Source organism: Polaribacter septentrionalilitoris (assembly GCF_009832745.1).
GTDB classification, from domain to species: domain Bacteria; phylum Bacteroidota; class Bacteroidia; order Flavobacteriales; family Flavobacteriaceae; genus Polaribacter; species Polaribacter septentrionalilitoris.
Genome location: NZ_VRMJ01000032.1, coordinates 89,612 through 109,574 on the forward strand (window position 1 = coordinate 89,612; position 19,963 = coordinate 109,574).

At 31.0% G+C, this 19,963-nt stretch carries 15 protein-coding genes; 11 read left to right on the top strand and 4 right to left on the bottom strand.

Annotation, left to right across the window (positions count from 1 at the left end; all coding sequences use genetic code 11):
* Window positions 1–5 precede the first annotated feature (5 nt).
* From FP421_RS07260 to FP421_RS07270, 3 genes are all read left to right on the top strand, one after another.
* Window positions 6–1,172, top strand: coding sequence for an efflux RND transporter periplasmic adaptor subunit (locus FP421_RS07260; RefSeq protein ID WP_159949111.1), 1,167 nt, complete (start codon window positions 6–8; stop codon window positions 1,170–1,172).
* A 254-nt stretch (window positions 1,173–1,426) separates the two neighbouring features.
* A complete protein-coding gene (locus FP421_RS07265; RefSeq protein WP_159949113.1) occupies window positions 1,427–4,930 on the top strand; it encodes an efflux RND transporter permease subunit in 3,504 nt (1,167 codons plus the stop codon).
* 72 nt (window positions 4,931–5,002) lie between these two features.
* Complete coding sequence (locus tag FP421_RS07270) at window positions 5,003–5,476, top strand: regulatory protein RecX (RefSeq protein ID WP_236548069.1); 474 nt, start codon at window positions 5,003–5,005, stop codon at window positions 5,474–5,476.
* On the opposite strand, the gene FP421_RS07275 is transcribed toward FP421_RS07270, so the two are convergent.
* Together FP421_RS07275 and FP421_RS07280 are read right to left on the bottom strand one after the other, a co-directional pair.
* Entirely contained in the window at window positions 5,469–5,984 is a 516-nt protein-coding gene (locus FP421_RS07275) for a nuclear transport factor 2 family protein (RefSeq protein ID WP_159949115.1), read from the bottom strand. The two genes, FP421_RS07270 and FP421_RS07275, sit on opposite strands and share 8 nt — an antisense overlap.
* Before the next feature lie 2 nt (window positions 5,985–5,986).
* Entirely contained in the window at window positions 5,987–6,598 is a 612-nt protein-coding gene (locus FP421_RS07280; RefSeq protein WP_159949117.1) for a hypothetical protein, read from the bottom strand.
* A 181-nt stretch (window positions 6,599–6,779) separates the two neighbouring features.
* On the opposite strand from FP421_RS07280, the gene FP421_RS07285 reads away from it, so the two are divergent.
* From FP421_RS07285 to FP421_RS07295, 3 genes are all read left to right on the top strand, one after another.
* Window positions 6,780–7,727 (top strand): NAD-dependent epimerase/dehydratase family protein, encoded by a 948-nt coding sequence (locus tag FP421_RS07285; RefSeq protein WP_159949119.1) that lies wholly within the window; start codon window positions 6,780–6,782, stop codon window positions 7,725–7,727.
* Between the two features lie 104 nt (window positions 7,728–7,831).
* Entirely contained in the window at window positions 7,832–8,443 is a 612-nt protein-coding gene (locus FP421_RS07290; RefSeq protein WP_159949121.1) for a thioredoxin family protein, read from the top strand.
* A 70-nt stretch (window positions 8,444–8,513) separates the two neighbouring features.
* On the top strand, window positions 8,514–8,996 hold the full coding sequence (locus FP421_RS07295; protein WP_159949123.1) for an ABC transporter ATPase: 483 nt from the start codon (window positions 8,514–8,516) through the stop codon (window positions 8,994–8,996).
* Window positions 8,997–9,202: 206 nt separating this feature from the next.
* On the opposite strand, the gene FP421_RS07300 is transcribed toward FP421_RS07295, so the two are convergent.
* On the bottom strand, window positions 9,203–11,161 hold the full coding sequence (locus tag FP421_RS07300) for a YgiQ family radical SAM protein (protein WP_159949125.1): 1,959 nt from the start codon (window positions 11,159–11,161) through the stop codon (window positions 9,203–9,205).
* Between the two features lie 138 nt (window positions 11,162–11,299).
* Between FP421_RS07300 and FP421_RS07305 the strand changes: the two genes are divergently transcribed.
* The 5 genes from FP421_RS07305 (at window position 11,300) to FP421_RS07325 (ending at window position 18,444) form a co-directional block, all read left to right on the top strand.
* A complete protein-coding gene (locus tag FP421_RS07305) occupies window positions 11,300–13,159 on the top strand; it encodes a M61 family metallopeptidase (protein ID WP_159949127.1) in 1,860 nt (619 codons plus the stop codon).
* A 201-nt stretch (window positions 13,160–13,360) separates the two neighbouring features.
* Complete coding sequence (locus tag FP421_RS07310; RefSeq protein ID WP_159949129.1) at window positions 13,361–15,286, top strand: CocE/NonD family hydrolase; 1,926 nt, start codon at window positions 13,361–13,363, stop codon at window positions 15,284–15,286.
* A gap of 5 nt (window positions 15,287–15,291) precedes the next feature.
* Window positions 15,292–17,157 (top strand): Xaa-Pro dipeptidyl-peptidase, encoded by a 1,866-nt coding sequence (locus tag FP421_RS07315; protein WP_159949131.1) that lies wholly within the window; start codon window positions 15,292–15,294, stop codon window positions 17,155–17,157.
* A gap of 17 nt (window positions 17,158–17,174) precedes the next feature.
* On the top strand, window positions 17,175–17,588 hold the full coding sequence (locus tag FP421_RS07320) for a DUF4174 domain-containing protein (protein ID WP_159949133.1): 414 nt from the start codon (window positions 17,175–17,177) through the stop codon (window positions 17,586–17,588).
* Window positions 17,589–17,592: 4 nt separating this feature from the next.
* Window positions 17,593–18,444, top strand: a complete 852-nt coding sequence (locus tag FP421_RS07325) for a DUF3667 domain-containing protein (protein ID WP_159949135.1) — start codon at window positions 17,593–17,595, stop codon at window positions 18,442–18,444.
* Here the strand turns inward: FP421_RS07325 and FP421_RS07330 are convergent.
* Entirely contained in the window at window positions 18,434–19,648 is a 1,215-nt protein-coding gene (locus FP421_RS07330; RefSeq protein WP_159949137.1) for an MDR family MFS transporter, read from the bottom strand. The genes FP421_RS07325 and FP421_RS07330 overlap by 11 nt on opposite strands.
* Between the last annotated feature and the right edge of the window lie 315 nt (window positions 19,649–19,963).

Sequence of the window (19,963 nt, forward strand, 5' to 3'; positions counted from 1 at the left end):
AAATCATGAAAAAAATATATTTAGCACTTTTAACTACACTTATTTTAGCTTCTTGTGGAGATAAAAAAGAACAATCTGTAGATGATGTTATCGCTACAAAAAACTTAAAAGAGATCAGAAATAAAAAATCTGAATTAGACAAACAGCTTTCTGATGTTTCTGCAAAAATTAAAAAATTAAATACAGAAATTGAAAAGTTAGATACTATAAAAAGAGTTCCGTTAGTAACTGCTTTAAATGTAAAAAATGAAGTTTTTACACATTATTTGGAATTGCAAGGAAATGTAAAAACAAAACAAAACGTTTTAATCTATCCAGAAATGCCAGGTACTTTAGAACGTGTTTTGGTTAAAGAAGGACAAAAAGTAACCAAAGGACAAATTTTAGCAAGAATTGATGACGGAGGAATGTCGCAACAAGTTGCTCAATTAGAAGCTACAACTGCACTCGCTAAAACAACGTACGAACGTCAGAAAAGATTATGGGAACAGAAAATTGGTTCAGAAATTCAGTTTTTACAAACTAAAACCAACTACGAAGCTCAAAAAAATACGTTGGCTCAGTTAAAAAAACAATTGGATAAATCTACCATTAGAGCTCCTTTTTCTGGTATTATTGATGAAGTAATCAAAACTCAAGGTAATGTAGTTTCTCCAGGTCCAGGTTCAGAAATATTTAGAATTGTAAACCTTGGCAACATGTATATAGAGGCAGATGTCCCAGAAACCTACATCACCAATATTACAAAAGGAAAAGATGTAGAGATTCAATTTCCTGTTTTGGGCAAAACTATAGATACTAAAGTACGTCAAACTGGTAATTTTATAAATCCATCAAATCGTACCTTCAAAGTAGAAATTGGAGTGCCTAATCAAGATAGAAGTATTAAACCAAACTTAACAGCAAAGTTAAAAATTAACGATTACACAAATTCAGAAGCCATTTTAATTCCACAAAGTATTATATCGGAAAATGCTGAAGGTAAACAGTATGTATACGTGGTAAAAAATATTAAAAACAATATTGGTACTGCTATGCAAACCGTTGTTAAAACAGGAAAAACACAAGGAGATATTATCGAAATTTTAGACGGTATTTCTGTAGGAGATCAATTAATTGAAGCTGGTGCAAGAACCGTTAAAGACGGGCAAGAAGTTAAGATTAGTCAGTAGTTTTTAGACTGTAGATTGTAGAATTATGAAAACAATAAAATTCAAATTTGAAGATTTAAAAGTAGATCAAAAATCTCTTTAGGCTCAATTAAAGAATGTGTTGTATGTGTAACTATTACCAATAATCAAAATTTCATTACAGAAAATGAAAGCTTGATATTAAGAGAAAAATTAGCTTAATTATCAAAAATGATTACAGCTTTATTAAAATATTTAAACGAAACCAAAGACTAACGTCTAAAGACCACAGACTAATGACTAAAATAAAGAAAACAGATAAAGAATTTAAACTATCCTCGTGGGCAATTTCAAATAAAACCACGATGTATGTTGCTATTTTCTTGATTCTAATTTTAGGTATTTCTGCATATTTTAGTATGCCTCGCGAAGATTTTCCTGAAATTAAAGAAACCAAAATATACATTAGCACTCTCTATCCTGGAAACACTGCAGAAGATATAGAAAAACTAATTACAGATCCACTTGAAGATCAGTTAAAAGGATTGAGTGGTGTTGTAGAAATAACCTCAACTTCTCAAGAAGATTATTCTATGATTATTGTAGAATTTGATGATGACATGGATGTTGAAGTTGCCAAACAACGTGTAAAAGACAAATTAGATACTGAAAAAGCATCTGAAGATTGGCCAACGTTTAATGGTGCAAAAGTAGATCCAAATGCTTTTGATTTAAGTATGTCTGAAGAGATTCCTTTTTTAAATATTAATATTTCTGGTGATTATCCGCTACAAAAACTAAAAGAGTTTGCAGAATATTTACAAGATGAAATAGAAGATTTAAATGAAGTAAAACAAGCAGACATTAGAGGTGTGCAAGACAGAGAGGTTGAAGTTGCTGTAGACATCTATAAAATGATGGCTATGCAAGTAAGCTTTAACGATATTGTGGGTGCCATCCAAAATGGAAATGTTACCTCTTCTGCTGGTAATTTAATTGCAAGCGGACAGAGAAGAACCATAAGAATTTTAGGAGAAATAGATAAACCATCAGACTTAAAAAACTTTGTAATTAAGTCTGAAAAAGGGAATTCTATTTACTTAAAAGATGTTGCAACTGTAAGTTTTAAAGAAAAAGACAAAACCACATTTGCCAGAAAAGATGGTAAACAAGTGGTTATGTTAGATGTAAAAAAACGTGCTGGGAAAAATATGGTTGCTGCTGCAGATGAAATAAAAATTATTGTAAATAAAGCCAAAGATGAGTATTTCCCAAAGAATTTAGAAGTAACGATAACCAATGATTTATCTGACAAAACCATTGGTCAAGTAGACGATTTGGTTAACAATATTATTTTTGGAATTATCTTAGTAGTAACTGTTTTAATGTTCTTTTTAGGGTTTAAAAACGCACTATTTGTTGGTTTTGCTATTCCAATGTCTATGTTTATGTCTTTAATGATATTAGGCGCTATTGGCTACACCCTAAACACCATGATTCTGTTTGGACTAATTATGGGGCTTGGAATGTTGGTTGATAACGGAATTGTGGTTGTAGAAAACGTATATCGTTTAATGGATGAAGAAGGGCTATCTAGAGTAGAAGCTGCCAAAAAAGGTATTGGAGAAATTGCTTTTCCTATTATTATTTCTACTGTAACTACAGTTGCAGCATTTGTTCCATTAGGTTTATGGCCTGGGCTTTTTGGGCAGTTTATGATTTATTTCCCAATTACATTATCTGTAGTTTTAGGTTCTTCTTTAGTAGTGGCTATTTTCTTTAATTCTGTTTTGGTTTCTCAGTTTATGACCACCGAAGATAAAGACATGCCTATCAAAAGAATTATTACCATTTCTGCAATTGTAGGGTTGTTTGGTATTGTAATTTTACTAGTTGGAGGCGAATATAGAGGCTTAGGTTCTGTTATGGTATTTACTGCAATTATGTTGTGGGTATACAGATTATTCTTAAGAAAAGCTGCTAATTATTTTCAAAAAAACACATTAGTTTGGTTAGAAAACACCTATGAAAAAACATTAAAAGCGGCTTTAAGTGGATGGAAACCAATTGCAATTACAGTCGGGACTTTTATCTTATTATTTGCAGCTTTTGGAGGTTTTGGAGCATCAGTTGCGTCGCAAAGAACAAAGATTGAGTTCTTCCCAGACAACAAACCAAATCAAGTTGTGGTATATATCGAATATCCACAAGGAACAGATATTGATGAAACCAATAAAATTACCAAAGAAATTGAGCAACGTGTATATAGCATCTTAAACCAAGAGTTGTATATGGATAATGGTAAAAACTTTATGGTAGAAAGTGCTGTTTCTCAAGTGGGTGAAGGAGCTGGAAATCCACAAACTGATGGTGGTTCTGCTGCAGAAATGCCACATAAAGGTAAAATTACTGCCTCAATGCGTCAATATAAGTACAGACGTGGTTTAGATAGTGAAAAATTACGTCAAAAAGTACAAGAAGCCCTAACAGGAATTTACCCTGGAGTCTTAATTTCTGTTGAAAAAGATGCTAATGGTCCACCTGCAGGAGCGCCTATAAATATTGAATTAGAAGGAAAAGATTATGAGGAATTGATTGCCACTGCAGAAAAAATGCGTGCTTTTGTAAACTCACAAAATGTTCCTGGGGTTGATGAATTAAAAATTGATGTAAACAAAGACAAACCTTCTATGAAAGTAGAAGTTGATCGAAAAAAAGCAGGGGAATTAGGTGTAGCTACAGGACAAGTTGGACAACAATTAAGGAATTCTATTTTTGGAGCAAAAGCGGGTATTTATAAAGAAGATGGGGATGATTATGACATTAATGTTCGTTTTAATGAAGATATTAGGTATAACAAAAGTGCATTATTCAACCAAACAATTACGTTTAGAGACAATACAGGGCAAATAAAAGCAGTTCCAATTTCTGCAATTGCAAAACAATCTAATAGTTCTGGTTTTAGTGCTATAAAACACAAAGACACCAAACGTGTTGTTACAGTATATTCTCAATTAGCTCCTGGTTATGTAGATGCTGCTGCTGTAGTAAATCAGATTAAAGAAGAAATGAAAAACTTTACTGAAAAACCAGCTAGCATCAGTATTGATTATACAGGTCAGATAGAAGAGCAAAACAAACAACAAACCTTTTTAATGGGTGCTTTCTTTAAAGGTTTGGCTTTGATTTTCTTTATTTTGATTTTTCAGTTTAACTCGGTTTCTAAACCTGCCATTATTATGATTGCTATTTTCTTAAGCTTTATTGGAGTTTTTGGAGGTATTGTAATTACAGGTGCATCCTTTGTAATTATGATGACGATGATGGGGATAATTTCTCTAGCAGGAATTGTAGTAAATAATGGAGTTGTACTGCTTGATTATACACAATTACTAATCGACAGAAAAAAGGAAGAATTAGATTTAGAAGATACAGCATTTTTACCAAAAGAATATCTTTTTGAAGCTGTGGTAAAAGCAGGAAAAGCACGTTTACGTCCAGTATTATTAACGGCAATTACTACTATTTTAGGGTTAATTCCGTTAGCAATTGGTTTAAACATCAACTTCTTTACCTTGTTTAGTGAGTTTGATGCTAACATTTACATGGGTGGAGATAATGTAATTTTCTGGGGTCCTTTAGCTTGGACAGTTATTTATGGTTTATTTGTAGCAACCTTTTTAACTTTGGTTGTAGTACCAATTTTATTCTACTTAATTACACAATTTAAAATGTGGATAAGAGGTTCTAAAAGTTCAGAACAATTAGAAATGAGCAAACAAATTGAAGAAATTGGATAAAACAATTTAATAAAACTTAATTAAAAAGGATTGAAGTCTTAGGATTTCAATCCTTTTTGTATTTTCGAAACCATGTTACAAAAACCATCTTTTACTGTTGATGAAATAAAACGAAAATTAGAGCAATATTGTGTCTACCAAGATCGATGTCATAAAGAAGTGGAGCAAAAAATGAGAGAATATCATTTAATTCCAGAAGCGAAAGAAATGATTTTATTAAGTCTAATGCAAAACAACTTTTTAAATGAAGAACGGTTTGCAAAAAGTTTTGCCAGAGGGAAATTTAGAATTAAACATTGGGGAAAACAACGTATTGTTAGAGAGTTAAAATTTAGAGATATTTCTGCATACAATATCAAAACAGCACTCAAAGAAATTGATGAAGAAGAATATATAGCTACCATTTACAGAATTACAGAAAACAGAAACGAAGTTATCAACGAATCTAATCCATATAAAAGAAACAAAAAACTCATTGATTTTTTACTCAGAAAAGGCTATGAAACTGAGTTAATTTACAAAACAGTAAATGATATTCTTAATTAAATTTACTTCTAAAAATAGAATCATTTTTTTTAGTAATCTTAACTACTTCAGCCATATCTTCATTAGGAACTGGAAGAGATAATACGTAATGTTTTATTCTCCATGTATTTTCTTTTTTCTCTAACACTCCAGAACCTCTAAAAGTTCCTCTTTTTGTGTCTAAATTTTCATCAAACCAAGCCAGTTTTTTTGAATCACTTAGGTAAACATTTCTTTCTAATACTTTAAAATCCCAAGCTTTACCATTGTCAAAATGTGGTTTACTGTAATTCTCAAAATCTTGTTTAGTCCAGTTTTCAGTAGCATCAGTTCCTATAAATACAGAAACACGATCCATTTTGTCAAAATAGTTTTTGTAGTCTGCTTCTGATGCTGCTTTATGCCAATCATTTAATAATGTATTTACTGTTGTTTTTATTGTGACATCAGTTTGAGTTGAATCTTCAGTTTGGTTGCCACAAGCAGTAAATAAAATTAGCGAAATTATAGTTAAATATGAATATTTCATTTTTATTTTTCTGGGGTATATTTCTTCTTAACTTGTTTTTTCTGCTTATTCATATCAATAGTTTTTCTAGAAAGACTATCAATTTTAGTTGAATCAATTCCGATGTTATCTAAATCAAAATTAATTTCGTCTTCAAAACGTTTTTTGGATAATATTGTGTTTATTTTAGAATTTACAGAAGATGCTGCAGCAATGGTTTTCTCTACCTGAGAATTCACATCATCTGCAGTAATTGCAGAAATTAATGTTAAATCTGCCAATCGTAATGTTTCATTTTCAAGCACATTTACTCTTGCATGAAAAGAAGGAATATTAAAAATTGCTGGTACAACACTATCTTTTAAGTTTTTAACCAAATCATTTAATTCTAAAGCGTTACTTAACGCTTCTCTTGGAGAAACTTTTTCGAATTTTTTTATAAAAGAAATTAGAGCATTAAATTCTTTCCAATCTTCAATTTCTTTTGTAAAACCCTCATTTACTGCTATCAACGGAGTATGAGTTTCTACAACACTTAGTTTAGGTGTCTCTTTTGATTCATCATTGTTAGTATTCTGTTTATTACCACAAGAACACAAAAGTAAAAAAACAACAAAAAAGGTAATTGATTTCACATTCTAAAAATTAGTTGGGTAAAAATACACATTTTACCTCTAGCTTTATACAATTTAATAAAACACTAACAAATCGACTTAATTTTACTATTTTTTTAACAAATATTTATTTAAAATCCTCTTTTTTAAGAATAACAAAATTAAGTACCTTTGTCGCTAATAATATTGCAATTAAATTTTTATGAGTGATACATTGTTAATTCTAGGTGCTAGTGGGCAAATTGGAAATGAACTTACCCAAAAGCTAAGAGAAATCTATGGTAATAAAAATGTTATCGCATCAGACATTAGAGAAGGGAATGAAGAAATGATGAATTCTGGTCCTTTTGAACTTATAGATGCTACCAACAAAGTTCAAATCTTAAAAGTGATTAAAAAATACAATATTACTCAGGTATATTTATTGGCAGCCATGTTATCTGCAACTGCAGAACAGTATCCTCAAAAAGCTTGGAATTTAAACATGAATTCTTTGTTAGCTGTTTTAGGTTTAGCCAAAGAAAAACACATTCAACAGATTTATTGGCCAAGTTCTATTGCTGTATTTGGCGCAACTACACCTAAAGAAAACACTCCTCAAAACACAATAATGGAACCCTCTACTGTTTATGGTATTAGTAAACTAGCTGGAGAATTTTGGTGTAACTATTACCATGATAAATATGGAGTAGATGTGAGAAGTTTGCGTTATCCAGGAATTATTTCTTGGAAATCTAAACCAGGTGGTGGTACAACAGATTATGCTGTAGACATTTATTTTAAGGCATTAAAAGAAGAAAAATACACTTGTTTTTTATCAGAAAACACTCGTTTGCCAATGATGTATATGGATGATGCCGTCGATGCAACAATTCAACTAATGCAGGCAAAATCGTCTCAAGTAAAAGTAAGAACAGGCTACAATTTAGCTGCAATGAGTTTTACACCTAAAGAAATTGCTACACAAATTAAAAAACACATTCCTGATTTTGAGATATCTTACCAACCAGATTTTAGACAACAAATTGCAGATAGTTGGCCACAATCTATAGACGATTCTAAAGCCAGAGAAGATTGGAATTGGCAACATCAATTTGATTTAGCATCGATGACAAAAGACATCATTCTAAACTTAAAAAAACATCAGTAATACATATTGTAAGGAAGCTAAATTTGTTCGTCTTATACAGTATGTAACAATAGTTACTATATATAGAAAACATAAAAAGTAACTTTGTATCAAATTAAAAAAACATGAAACAAATTATAGAGAAAAGTTTAGATAACGCCTATACATATCAAGAATATAGAGCATTAGTTAGCAACTTGTTAAATGATGGAAAAGCTACTGGAATTGAACAATCTGAAGCTTTGACCAACTACAGCTTGTTGAATGACAAAAGGATGAAAAGATTAGATAAAACTATTAAATTATATGAAGAAACTATTAATGTAATTCAATCTTTAGAAGAATCTCAAACTTGGTTGGTTTTAGCTGAAGGTTGGTGTGGTGATGCTGCTCAAAATTTACCTGTAATCAATAAAATTGCTGCAGAAAATAAAAATATAAATCTTCAATTGGTCTTAAGAGATGAGAATGAAGAATTAATGAATTTATTTTTAACAAACGGTGGTAAAGCAATCCCTAAATTAATAGCATTAGACAACGAAAACAATGTAATTGACACTTGGGGGCCAAGACCAACTACAGCAACTAAAATGGTACAGGACTATAAAACTGAACATGGAGGCTTAGATGCTCAATTTAAACAAGATTTGCAGGTTTGGTATAACAAAGACAAAGGAAAAGATATACAAAATGATTTTATTAAAATTGTTCAAAAATCTATCCTGAAAGAAGCATAATAAAAACCGTAATCTCATATAAAAGATTACGGTTTTTCTTTTTCTATATTTGCATCTTTATAATCTAAAGATGTTTGTAGAATACAATTCCTTACCAGATGATGCCAAAATATGGATCTATCCTTCAAGTAGAAAATTTTACCCTACAGAAATTGAAGAGTTAGAACATAATATCAAATCTTTTGTTACAAAATGGAAATCAGAAAATCCTGATTTTAAAGCTTCATATCAATTTTTATATAACAGGTTTATTATTTTGGCTGCTGATGATACCGAAGCTAATTTAACAAGCTTAGATATTGATGCATCTGTATCCTTTATTTTAGAACTCCAAAACTTTTATAATATTGAATTGTTAGACAAAATGAACGTCTGTTTTAAACAAGGAGAATTTTTACAATATAAAGAGTTAAAAGATTTTAAAAAACTTTTAAAAAATAAAGCTGTTACTTCTAAAACTATCATTTTTGACAACTTAATTACTTCTAAACACGATTTCGATAACTTTTGGGAAGTACCAATAGAAGATAGTTGGTATAGAAGGTTTTTGTAATCTTTCTTATGTCTCCTTTTATTGATAAAACTACTTTAATTTTAAAAGTATTGTTTTTACCAACTAGTAATAATAGTTGAGCGTCATAAAAAATTTTGTCTGAAATTATCTCTATTAAATACTTAATAAACGATTTTCTTTAGTTACTTCATTTGACACCAATAAATTAATTCAATAAACGGTGTAAAGTAAACTATAGATAATATTCACCTCCTTTTCTTAGAAGTTCGTTTTACTTTCTTTTTACGCTTGTTAAAAGGAATGGCATCATCAAAAGTATGTTTTGCAGCTTTGGCTTTTTTATTCTTTTGCCAAGAATTGTTCTCAGGCAATAATTTTTTCAACAAATCTTGACGACCAACTTTATTTAAGGTATTTCTAATCCAATCTTTGTTTTCTTTCTTATACCAAAAGAAAAATTTATGTTGGTCTTCTTTTTCTTTTTTGGTTTTTGGAGTTCGTGTTGGTTTTAATGTATACGGATGATATCCTGAATAATAAATCACTGTAGCAACTGTCATTGGTGTTGGTGTAAAACCTTGAACTTGCTCCAATTGAAAGCCCATATCTTTGGTTTCTGCTGCTAAATTTGCCATATCTTCTACTTCACTTGCTGGGTGACTTGAAATAAAATAGGGTATTAACTGTAGATTTAGTCTCTTCTTGATATTAATTCTATCAAAACGTTCTTTAAACTTATGAAAATAGGTAAACGAAGGTTTACGCATCAACTTTAAAACAGGATCAGAAGTGTGTTCTGGAGCCACTTTTAAACGGCCAGAAACGTGTTTGGTCATCACCTCTTCTGTATAAGCATCCAATTCTTTTGGGTCGGCATTTTTATTGAATTCTGGCACTAACATATCATGCCTTATTCCACTACCAATAAAAGATTTTTTTATTTTTGGATGTTTATCAACAGCTTGATATAACTCTGTTAATGGTTTGTGTGATGTATCTAAATTAGAACAAATTACAGGAGATATACAAGAAGGCGCAACACACTTGTCACAAATTTCTTGTACTTTTCCTTTCATCTGATACATGTTTGCAGAAGGACCTCCAATATCAGACAAATAGCCTTTAAAGTCTGGCATATTAGCCACTTTATCTACTTCTTTTAACACAGATTCTTGACTTCTACTCGCAATAAATTTTCCTTGGTGTGCAGAAATCGTACAAAAACTACATCCACCAAAGCAACCTCTATGAATGTTAATCGAAAATTTTATCATTTCAAACGCAGGTATTGGTCCACGTTTGTTGTATTTTGGATGCGGTAATCTTGTGTAAGGCAAATCGAAAGAACCATCAATTTCTGCTTCTGTCATTGTTGGAAATGGTGGATTTATCATCAATAATCGCTTACCAACTTTTTGAAAAATTCGTCTTGCTTTTAACTTATTTGATTCTTGTTCAATCGTTTTAAAATTAGATGCAAAGGTTTTTTTATCACCCAAACATGCCTCATGAGAATTGATTTCTACGTCTTCCCAATCTTTTACAACTGGTATTTTCTCATCCTTAGGATTAATTAAAACAGCAGTTTGCTTGATGTTTTTTAAACTAGAAAATGGCACTCCTTTTTGCAGCAGTTCTACAATTTCACGTAATGGCTGCTCTCCCATTCCGTACACCAACATATCTGCTTTAGAAGTTTCTAAAATTGTAGGCAACAATTTATCAGACCAGTAATCGTAATGTGTTACACGTCTTAGAGAAGCTTCAATACCGCCAATTAAAACAGGAACATCAGGAAACTTTTCTTTTAAAATTTTCGAGTACACAGATGTTGCGTAATCTGGTCTAAAACCTTTATCACCATTAGGTGTATAGGCATCTTTATCGCGTCTGCGTTTGCTGGCTGTATAATTAGATACCATAGGATCCATACAACCTCCTGTAGCAGCAAAAAATAATCTTGGTTTCCCTAATTTCTCAAAATCTTGTAAATTATCGTTTACACTAGGTTGCGGAACAATGGCCACTTTTAAACCATAACTTTCTAAAATACGACCAATTACTGCAGGACCAAAAGAAGGATGATCTACATAAGCATCTCCGCTAAATAAAATAACATCTAATTGTTCCCAACCACGAATTTTAACTTCTTTCTTTGTAGTTGGTAACCAATCTGTTAATTGATGTTTTTTTGTTTCTTGCATATTTTGCAAAAATAAGGCATTTATAATTGACAACGATATGCTCTAATTGTTAAAATTACAACCTCCCAAAGTTTTGTTAAATAGACTTAAAAACTAATAAAATCTAATATTTTTGCTCGAAATTATAATATATCAATCATGAAAAAAATATTAATTGCTGTAATTACCATTGCTTTTTTAGGTAGTTGTGCCACTTTTAATGTATCAAAAAAAGATACTACCATTAAAGTTTTAATGGATTTAAATAACGTTGTTGACGATAAAGTTAAGGTAGAAGTGAATCCTGGAAAATTTAACCAACGATCTGTAGTATATCAAATTCCTGCAATTGTACCAGGAACTTATGCAATTAGTGATTATGGTCAGTTTGTCTCAAACATCAAAGCATTTGATTACGATGGAAACGAACTTAAAGTTAGTAAACTTGACCCTAATTCGTGGCAAATTGACAATGCCAAACAATTAGATAAAATCTCTTATTGGGTTGATGATACTTTTGATTCTAAGAAAAAACATGGTATTTATGTCATGGCTGGAACCAATATTGAAGCGGGTAAAAATTTCTTTTTAAACCTTCCTGGTTTTGTAGGATATTTTAAAGGCGACAAAGAAAATCCTTATGAATTGACAATTTCTCATCCTGATAATTTGTATGAGACTTCATCTTTAATCAATAAAAACACAACTAAAGAAGACAATACAAAAGACATCTTTTTAGCAAGCAGATATGATGAGATTTCAGACAATCCTATTATGTATGCTCCATTAAATACGGTTAATTTTAAAGTTAACGGTGTTGAAGTTTCAATGGCTGTTTATTCGCCTAACAACAAACATGCTGCAAAAGACATGGAGGAAGATTTAAAGAAAATGGTTGAAGCTCAAACCAATTTTTTAGAAGGTTTTTCTACTACTAATGAGTACAATATTTTAGTGTATTTATTTGATCCAACGATATACAAATGGAATAGTTTTGGTGCATTAGAACATTTATCATCAACAACTGTTGTTTATCCAGAAACCTACAGCAAACAACAATTGGCAAACGGAATGATTAACGGAACAGTTTCTCATGAGTTTTTTCATATTGTAACGCCATTATCTGTGCATTCTGAAGAGATACATTCTTTTGATTTTAATACACCTAACATGTCAAAACATTTATGGATGTACGAAGGTATTACAGAATACTTTGCTAATTTATTCCAAGTAAATCAAGGACTAATTACTGAGCAAGAATTCATTGATAAAATGAAAGGTAAAATTGCTCGTTCTTTACGTTTTAATGATACCATGTCTTTTACTAAAATGAGTAAAAATATTTTAGAAGATAAATATGCTAAAAACTACGGAAACGTATATCAAAAAGGAGCATTGATTGGGATGACATTAGACATTCTATTAAGAGAAGAAAGCAAAGGTAAATATGGTATTCGAAATTTAATGAAAGATTTATCTAATAAATACGGAGAACATCAACCTTTTAAAGACGATGAAATTCTTGCAGAAATTACGAGTATGACATATCCTTCTGTTGGTACTTTTTTTGAAAGTCACTTAACTGGTAATACAGCTATAGATTATGATGAATACTTTGCTAAAGTTGGTATTGTAAAGAAAAAAGAAAAAATTGATGCAGGTTACTTTTTTGACAGCAGCAGACAAATGTTTATTTCTGGAAACAGAGAAGGACAAATCTTTTTTACCAATAGAAAAAACACCGCATTAGAGGCTTTAGGTGTAAAAGGTGGTGATGTTATCAAATCTATAAACGGAGAAGCTGTTACTTTAAAAAATATTAGAAATTTTATTGGACAGTCTATGCAATGGAAAGAGGGGGATAAAATTAGTTTTGGTGTCGTAAGAGATGGAAAAGAATTAAAACTAGAAGGCAATTTTACCAAAGGTTATGCTGAAGTAGAAAAACTGGTTATCGAAGATTTACCAGATACAAATCCTAAGAAACAACTAAGAAATGCTTGGTTAAAAGGGTTGTAAAATCACAAAAAAAGGTTCTCAAATGAGAACCTTTTTTTATTATTCGATTAAATGCTGAACTCTTTATTAGTTCCAATTAATTACTAAACCTCCTTCTTAGTCTGCTATTTCTTATCCATTAAGTATTAAATCATTTTAACAATTCCTTTTTAAGAAACTCTTTTTAGTTTCGTAATTTTAGCAAAATAAAACTAACCTATCATGAAAAAATATTTACTACTATTATTTTTAGGATTTTCAATACTCTTCTCTTGCACAAATTCATCTTCAGAAGACAAAACAACTGTTGCAAAAAAAGACACTTTTGTAACTGACAATTACACAAAAAAAGAAGTTGATATTGTAATGAGAGATGGTGTAAAATTACATACAACCATTTACTCGCCCAAGGATAAAAGTGAAACATATCCAATTTTAATGCAAAGAACTCCATACAGCTCAAGACCTTATGGAGAAGGAAAAATGAAAACTAGAATTGGTCCAAACCAGCATTTAATGAAAGACAAATACATTGTAGTGTATCAGGATGTTCGTGGACGCTGGATGAGCGAAGGTGTATACGACAATATGCGTGCTTATATTCCTAATAAAAAAGAAAATGAAGCTGATGAAGTTTCTGACACTTATGACACCATAGATTGGTTAGTTAAAAACGTAGAAAATAATAATGGAAAAGTTGGAACTTGGGGAATTTCTTATCCAGGACATTATGCAACAATTTCTACAATAGATGCACATCCTGCTTTAAAAGCAGCTTCTCCACAGGCATGTATTGGTGATTTTTTCTTTGACGATTTTCATCACAATGGAGCATTTTTATTAAGTTATTTTAGAGCAATTTCTTTATTTGGTACTTACAAAGACACTCCAACAGATACAGCTTGGTACTCTTTTCCGAAAATGAATACTCAAGACCAATATCAATTTTTCTTAGATAAAGGTCCTTTAAAAAACTTGAATGAATTTTTTCGGTATGATAAGTTAGATGTCAGTGCTACTCAGAAAAAAAATCAAATTGATGATTTCTTCTGGAAAGAGATTGTAGAGCATCCTAATTATGATGAAGTTTGGCAAAGTAAAGGTATCATTCAACACATGGATAAAGTACCTTCTTCTGTAGCAACAATGATTGTTGGTGGTTGGTTTGATGCTGAAGATTTATACGGTCCTTTAGAAACTTACAAAGGCATTGAAAAACAAGGAAAAGACAATTACAACACCATGGTTTTTGGACCTTGGGATCATGGAAAATGGGCAAGAACTGGAGTAAAAAATTCTGTTGGTAATTATTACTTTGGTGATTCTATTTCTTTAAAATATCAATCTGAAGTTGAAACAAAATTCTTTCATCACTTCTTAAAAGGAAAAGGTGATAAAAATTCTGGTTTGCCTGAAGCCTACGTGTATGATTCTGGTAAAAAAGAATGGAGTTCTTATGATTCTTGGCCGCCAAAAAATGTGGTAAAGCAAGATTGGTTTTTATCTGAAAATCAAGAATTAACTACTGACAAAAAATCACCTAAAGGAATTCAGTTTATAAGCGATGTAAAACGTCCTGTACCTTATTCAGAAGATATTAAAACCGTTTTTACACCAAGAAAATACATGACAGACGATCAGCGTTTTGCTGCAAGAAGACCTGATGTTTTGGTGTTTGAAACGGATGTCTTAACTGAGGATTTTACTTTGGCTGGAGATATCATGGCAAAACTAAAAGTAGCTACAACTGGAACTGCAGCAGATTGGATCGTAAAGGTGATTGATGTTCATCCTTCAGACACAAAAGAAAATAACGATAAATTACAAGATCATTTAAAAATGAGTAATTATCATTTAATGGTAAGAAGTGAAGTAATGCGTGGACGTTTTAGAAATAGTTTTTCAAAACCAGAACCTTTTACTCCTAATAGAAAAACCGCTGTAAATATTAAACTGCAAGACGTTTTTCACACCTTTAAAAAAGGACATAAACTACAAATTCAAGTACAAAGTACGTGGTTTCCTTTAATCGATTTAAATCCGCAAACTTATGTAGACAACATATACAAAGCAGATGAGAAAGACTTTAAAACACAAACCCATACTGTATTTACAGATTCTAGTATTGAATTTTCAGTATTAAAATAACATCCATGAAAAAAATCATTTTATTTTACCTTATAGCATTTTGTTATCAACTTAATGCTCAAGATGCAAAACCAGTCTTTAAAGATGGTGAAGCACAAATTGTAGAAGCATTTAAAGATCAATCAACATGGATTCGTCATGATTTATGGGTTGAAACAACTTTTGACACAGATGGAGATGGGAAACTAGACAGAATGCATGTAGATGTAACTAGACCAGCAGCTACAGAAAACGGTTTAAAACTTCCTGTTGTGTACGAATCAAGCCCTTATTACGCTGGAACAGCAGGCAATGCTCCTATTTTTTGGGATGTAAAGCATGAAATTGGTGAAGAACCAAAACAAAGAAATCATGCTGAAGTAAAAAGAAGAGGTAAAAGACCTATTATTTCTAATTCTCAAATAAGAACTTGGGTTCCTAGAGGTTATATTGTTGTGCACTCTTCATCTCCAGGAACAGGTTTGTCAGATGGTTCTCCAACAGTAGGTGGTGATAATGAATCCTTGGCACCAAAAGCAGTCATAGATTGGCTAAATGGAAGAGCAAAAGGCTATTCATCGAGAACTGGAAAAGAAGAAGTAAAAGCGTATTGGACAACTGGAAAAGTTGGAATGACAGGAACTTCTTACAACGGAACCTTGCCTTTAGCAGCTGCAACAACTGGTGTAGATGGCTTAGAAGCAATTATACCTATTGCTCCAAATACATCTTATTATCATTATTATAGATCTAATGGTTTGGTACGTTCTCCTGGTGGCTATTTGGGTGAAGATATTGATGTTTTATATGACTTTATTCATAGTGGTGGAGAAGATTTAATTCCGAATAAGAGTTATATGAAAGATAATGTTGGTTCTAAAAAATTCATTAGAAAAAGAGATTATAACAATGCTAAAGTTCGTGATACTGAGATGGCAAATGGTATGGATAGACTTACTGGTGATTATAATGATTTTTGGGCTGGACGTGATTATTTAAATGACATGAAACCTATGAAAGCAGCCTTGTTGATGTCTCATGGATTTAATGATTGGAATGTAATGCCAGAACATAGTTACAGAATCTACAAAAAAGCTTCAGAAATGGGGTTATCAACTCAAATTTATTATCATCAAAACGGTCATGGTGGACCTCCTCCTATAAAAATGATGAATCGTTGGTTTACACGATATTTACATGGTATAGAAAATGGTGTAGAGAATGACCCAAAAGCTTGGATTGTTAGAGAAAATGATAAAAGAAGTGAGCCAACAGCATATAAAAACTATCCAAATCCTGCAGCTCAAGACGTGACTTTTTATTTAAACGGAAATTCACCTGAAGCTGGGACATTAACGTTAGACAACTCAAACTCTAAAGGAACTGAAACTTTAGTAGACAATTATTCTTTTTCTTCTGAAGCTTTAGCGCAGGCAGATTATACAAATCATCGCTTATTATATGTTTCTCCAATATTAAAAGAAGACATTCATATTTCAGGAATTCCAACAATAACTATTAAAGCTGCAAGTTCTAAACCTGCTGTAAATTTATCGGTTTACTTAGTTTCTTTACCATGGAATAAAGGTAGAAGATCAAAAATTACTGATAACATAATTACTCGTAGTTGGGCAGATTTGCAGAATTACAAATCGTTAACAAAAAGTAAACCTCTAAAACCGGGTAAGTTTTATAAAATGACTTTTGATTTACAACCTGATGATCAAATCATTAAAAAAGGTCAACAAATTGGGCTGATGATTTTTTCGAGTGATAACAATTACACCTTATTGCCTAAACCAGGAACTGAATTAACTGTTGATCTAAAAGAAACCAAAATTACAATACCTATTGTTGGTGGTAAGAGGACTTTTAAAAAAGCGATTGATTAAGGTTTAAATTCATACGAATGAGAGTTGCATGTTTTCTTTTTATGATTATCGTAACTTCTAATATGCTAAGTCAAGATTTAAAAAAACACCAATGGAAAAACAGACTGCTGTTGGTGTTTTCTGATGACAGAAACTCAGATATTTTTAAGGAGCAAATCAATATTTTATCAAAAGATAAAGAAGGATTACTGGAAAGAAAGCTAATTATTTATCAATTTTCAAAAGATAAATTTACCACAGATTTTAACTCTAAATGGTACCCTGCAAAAAAACTAACTAAAAAATACCGTTCAAAAAACATGACTTTTGAAGTTGTGTTAATTGGTTTAGATGGTGGCATAAAGCTCAGACAAACAAAATTAGTATCTTTAGATAAATTATTTACCCTAATTGACGGGATGCCAATGAGGAGAAATGAGTTAAAAAACTAACTATATGAATTGTAAAAATTGTGAAGATCCTTTAGAAGAGAATGCACAATTTTGTGATAATTGTGGTGCTAAGGTGGTCTTAAATCGAATTACATTTAAGCAACTTATTGTAGATCTTTTTATTAATACTTTTGGTGTAGATAGTCGTTTTTTTCTTACACTTCGTAAAATGACTACCCATCCAGATGATGTTATTAATGAATATTTAACAGGTGTTCGTAAAAGATATGTAAATCCGTTTGCTTTTTTAGCCATTGGTGCTGGTTTATCATTATTAATTTTCAACTATTATGCAGAAGATTTTATTAGAATACAAACTAATGTTAATTCATATCAAATAGAGGAACTCAAAGAAAAGGCTGAAAAGGAAATTATTACAACTCCAGAAACCTCTAAAAAAGAACTGCAAAAACTTCAACTTGAAAAGAAAGTTGCTCAAATGCAATTAAAGTTCATGGATAATATGATGAAGTTTATGCTTAAATATTATAATTTATTGACTTTTGTATTTTTGTTATTCTATACTTTACTAAGCAAATGGACCTATTGGAAACCACATAATTTTGGTGAACATGTCATTATCAACGCTTACATTTCTGGTTTTTCTACTTTTGTAGTTCTTATCGCTTTTTTTCTTGCCATTTTAGTTAATCCTGCTATATACATATATAGCACATTATTCTATATTGCTTACTATTTATATGTTTTTGCTAAATTCTATAAACATGGTTTTTGGCAGTCTATTTTAAGATTACTTAAATTCTTATTAGGATTAGTTATTTTGTTTATTGTTATTATGATTACAGTAGGAATTATTGGTTTTATTTTAGGGAAAACAGGAGTAATTAAGGTTTAATTAATTTCTCTTTTTTCAAAACACTTAACAAATACAGTAAAATAAAAACACCAAATAAAGCAAAAAGTGTAATTATATTCCAAGTGATTTCATAACCAAATTCATCAACCATTTGCATACCAATATTGTGACTAAAAATGTGTGATAATGAAAATGAAATGCTATATAGAGCCATATATTCTCCTTGATTTCCTTTTTTAGCTCTTTCTACAGCAAAGGCATTTGAAAACGGAAATGCAATCATTTCTCCAACTGTCATAAATAACATCCCAAGAATTAGAATTCCAATCCAACCTGTTAAATTTAAAACGATAAAACTCATCGCTGTTAAAAACAATCCCAAAGCAATTAATTTTACTTTCGATTTTTTTGAATCTTCTAACCATTTAATCAGCGGCATTTCAAGCAGAAAAATAAAAAATCCGTTAAAACCCATCAGTAATCCTATTTCAAGTTCTGATAGCATTCTGTTATCTTTATAATACAAAGGCATTGTAGAAAAGTATTGTAAAAACACAAAACCAAAAATAAACATCGCTATAAAAAATATCCAAAATGCTTTGTCTTCATAAGCAGAAACAGGGTTTATAGCTTTTACCTCATCCAATACTTTTACTTTCTTCGGATTTAGTACGTTAAGCAATAAAATTGCTGCCAAAGCACAGGTAATTCCATCCATCCAAAATAAACCTTGATATCCAATTGCTGTAATTATGAAACCGCCAATTGCAGGTCCTGCAGAAAACCCTAAATTAATTGCCAAACGAATTAGTGTTACAGAACGTGTTTTATTTTCTGGTTTACTGTAGGCACTCAGTGCAACAAACATGGCAGGTCTAAAGGCATCTGCCACTAACATTACCAAAAAAATACCTGCACAAAATCCGTGGAAAGATTCTACATATTGAAGTAACACAAAAAAAACTCCAGTTAAAAAGAGACTCACAAACATCACTTTATAATAGCCAATTCTGTCTGTTAATTTACCTCCAATCCAAGTTCCTACAACAGAGCCCAAACCAAAAAAAGACATGATCCAACCAACATCTGGCATTGAAAAGTTTAAACTTTTGTTTAAATACAATGATAAAAATGGAATTACCATAGTACCAGATCTATTAACAAAAGTGATTAAAGACAACCACCAAACTTCTCTAGAGAGGCCTCTAAATGTATTTGTGTAATTTCTAAAAAGTGTTTTCATTTTGGTTTAGTTGATTATGATATAATAAAAAAGTCCGACTAAATTGTTAGTCATGGTCGGAAGATTTTTCTTCCGACTTTTTTGTTTTATAAATTACTATTTAAGAAACTAAAAATCAACTATTTAGCTTGTTTATTTGATAATATTTACGTATCTTTTTATCTGATAATCAGCTATTTATGTCAGTTTTTAAAGATCATAAAATTTCAGTAAATCAATTATTGAGAGTTATACCAGAAGCTCTTTTATCCAACTTATCAGTAACTACTAAAGTAGATTATTATGCCAAAGTACTTCATGGTAAAAAGATGTTCT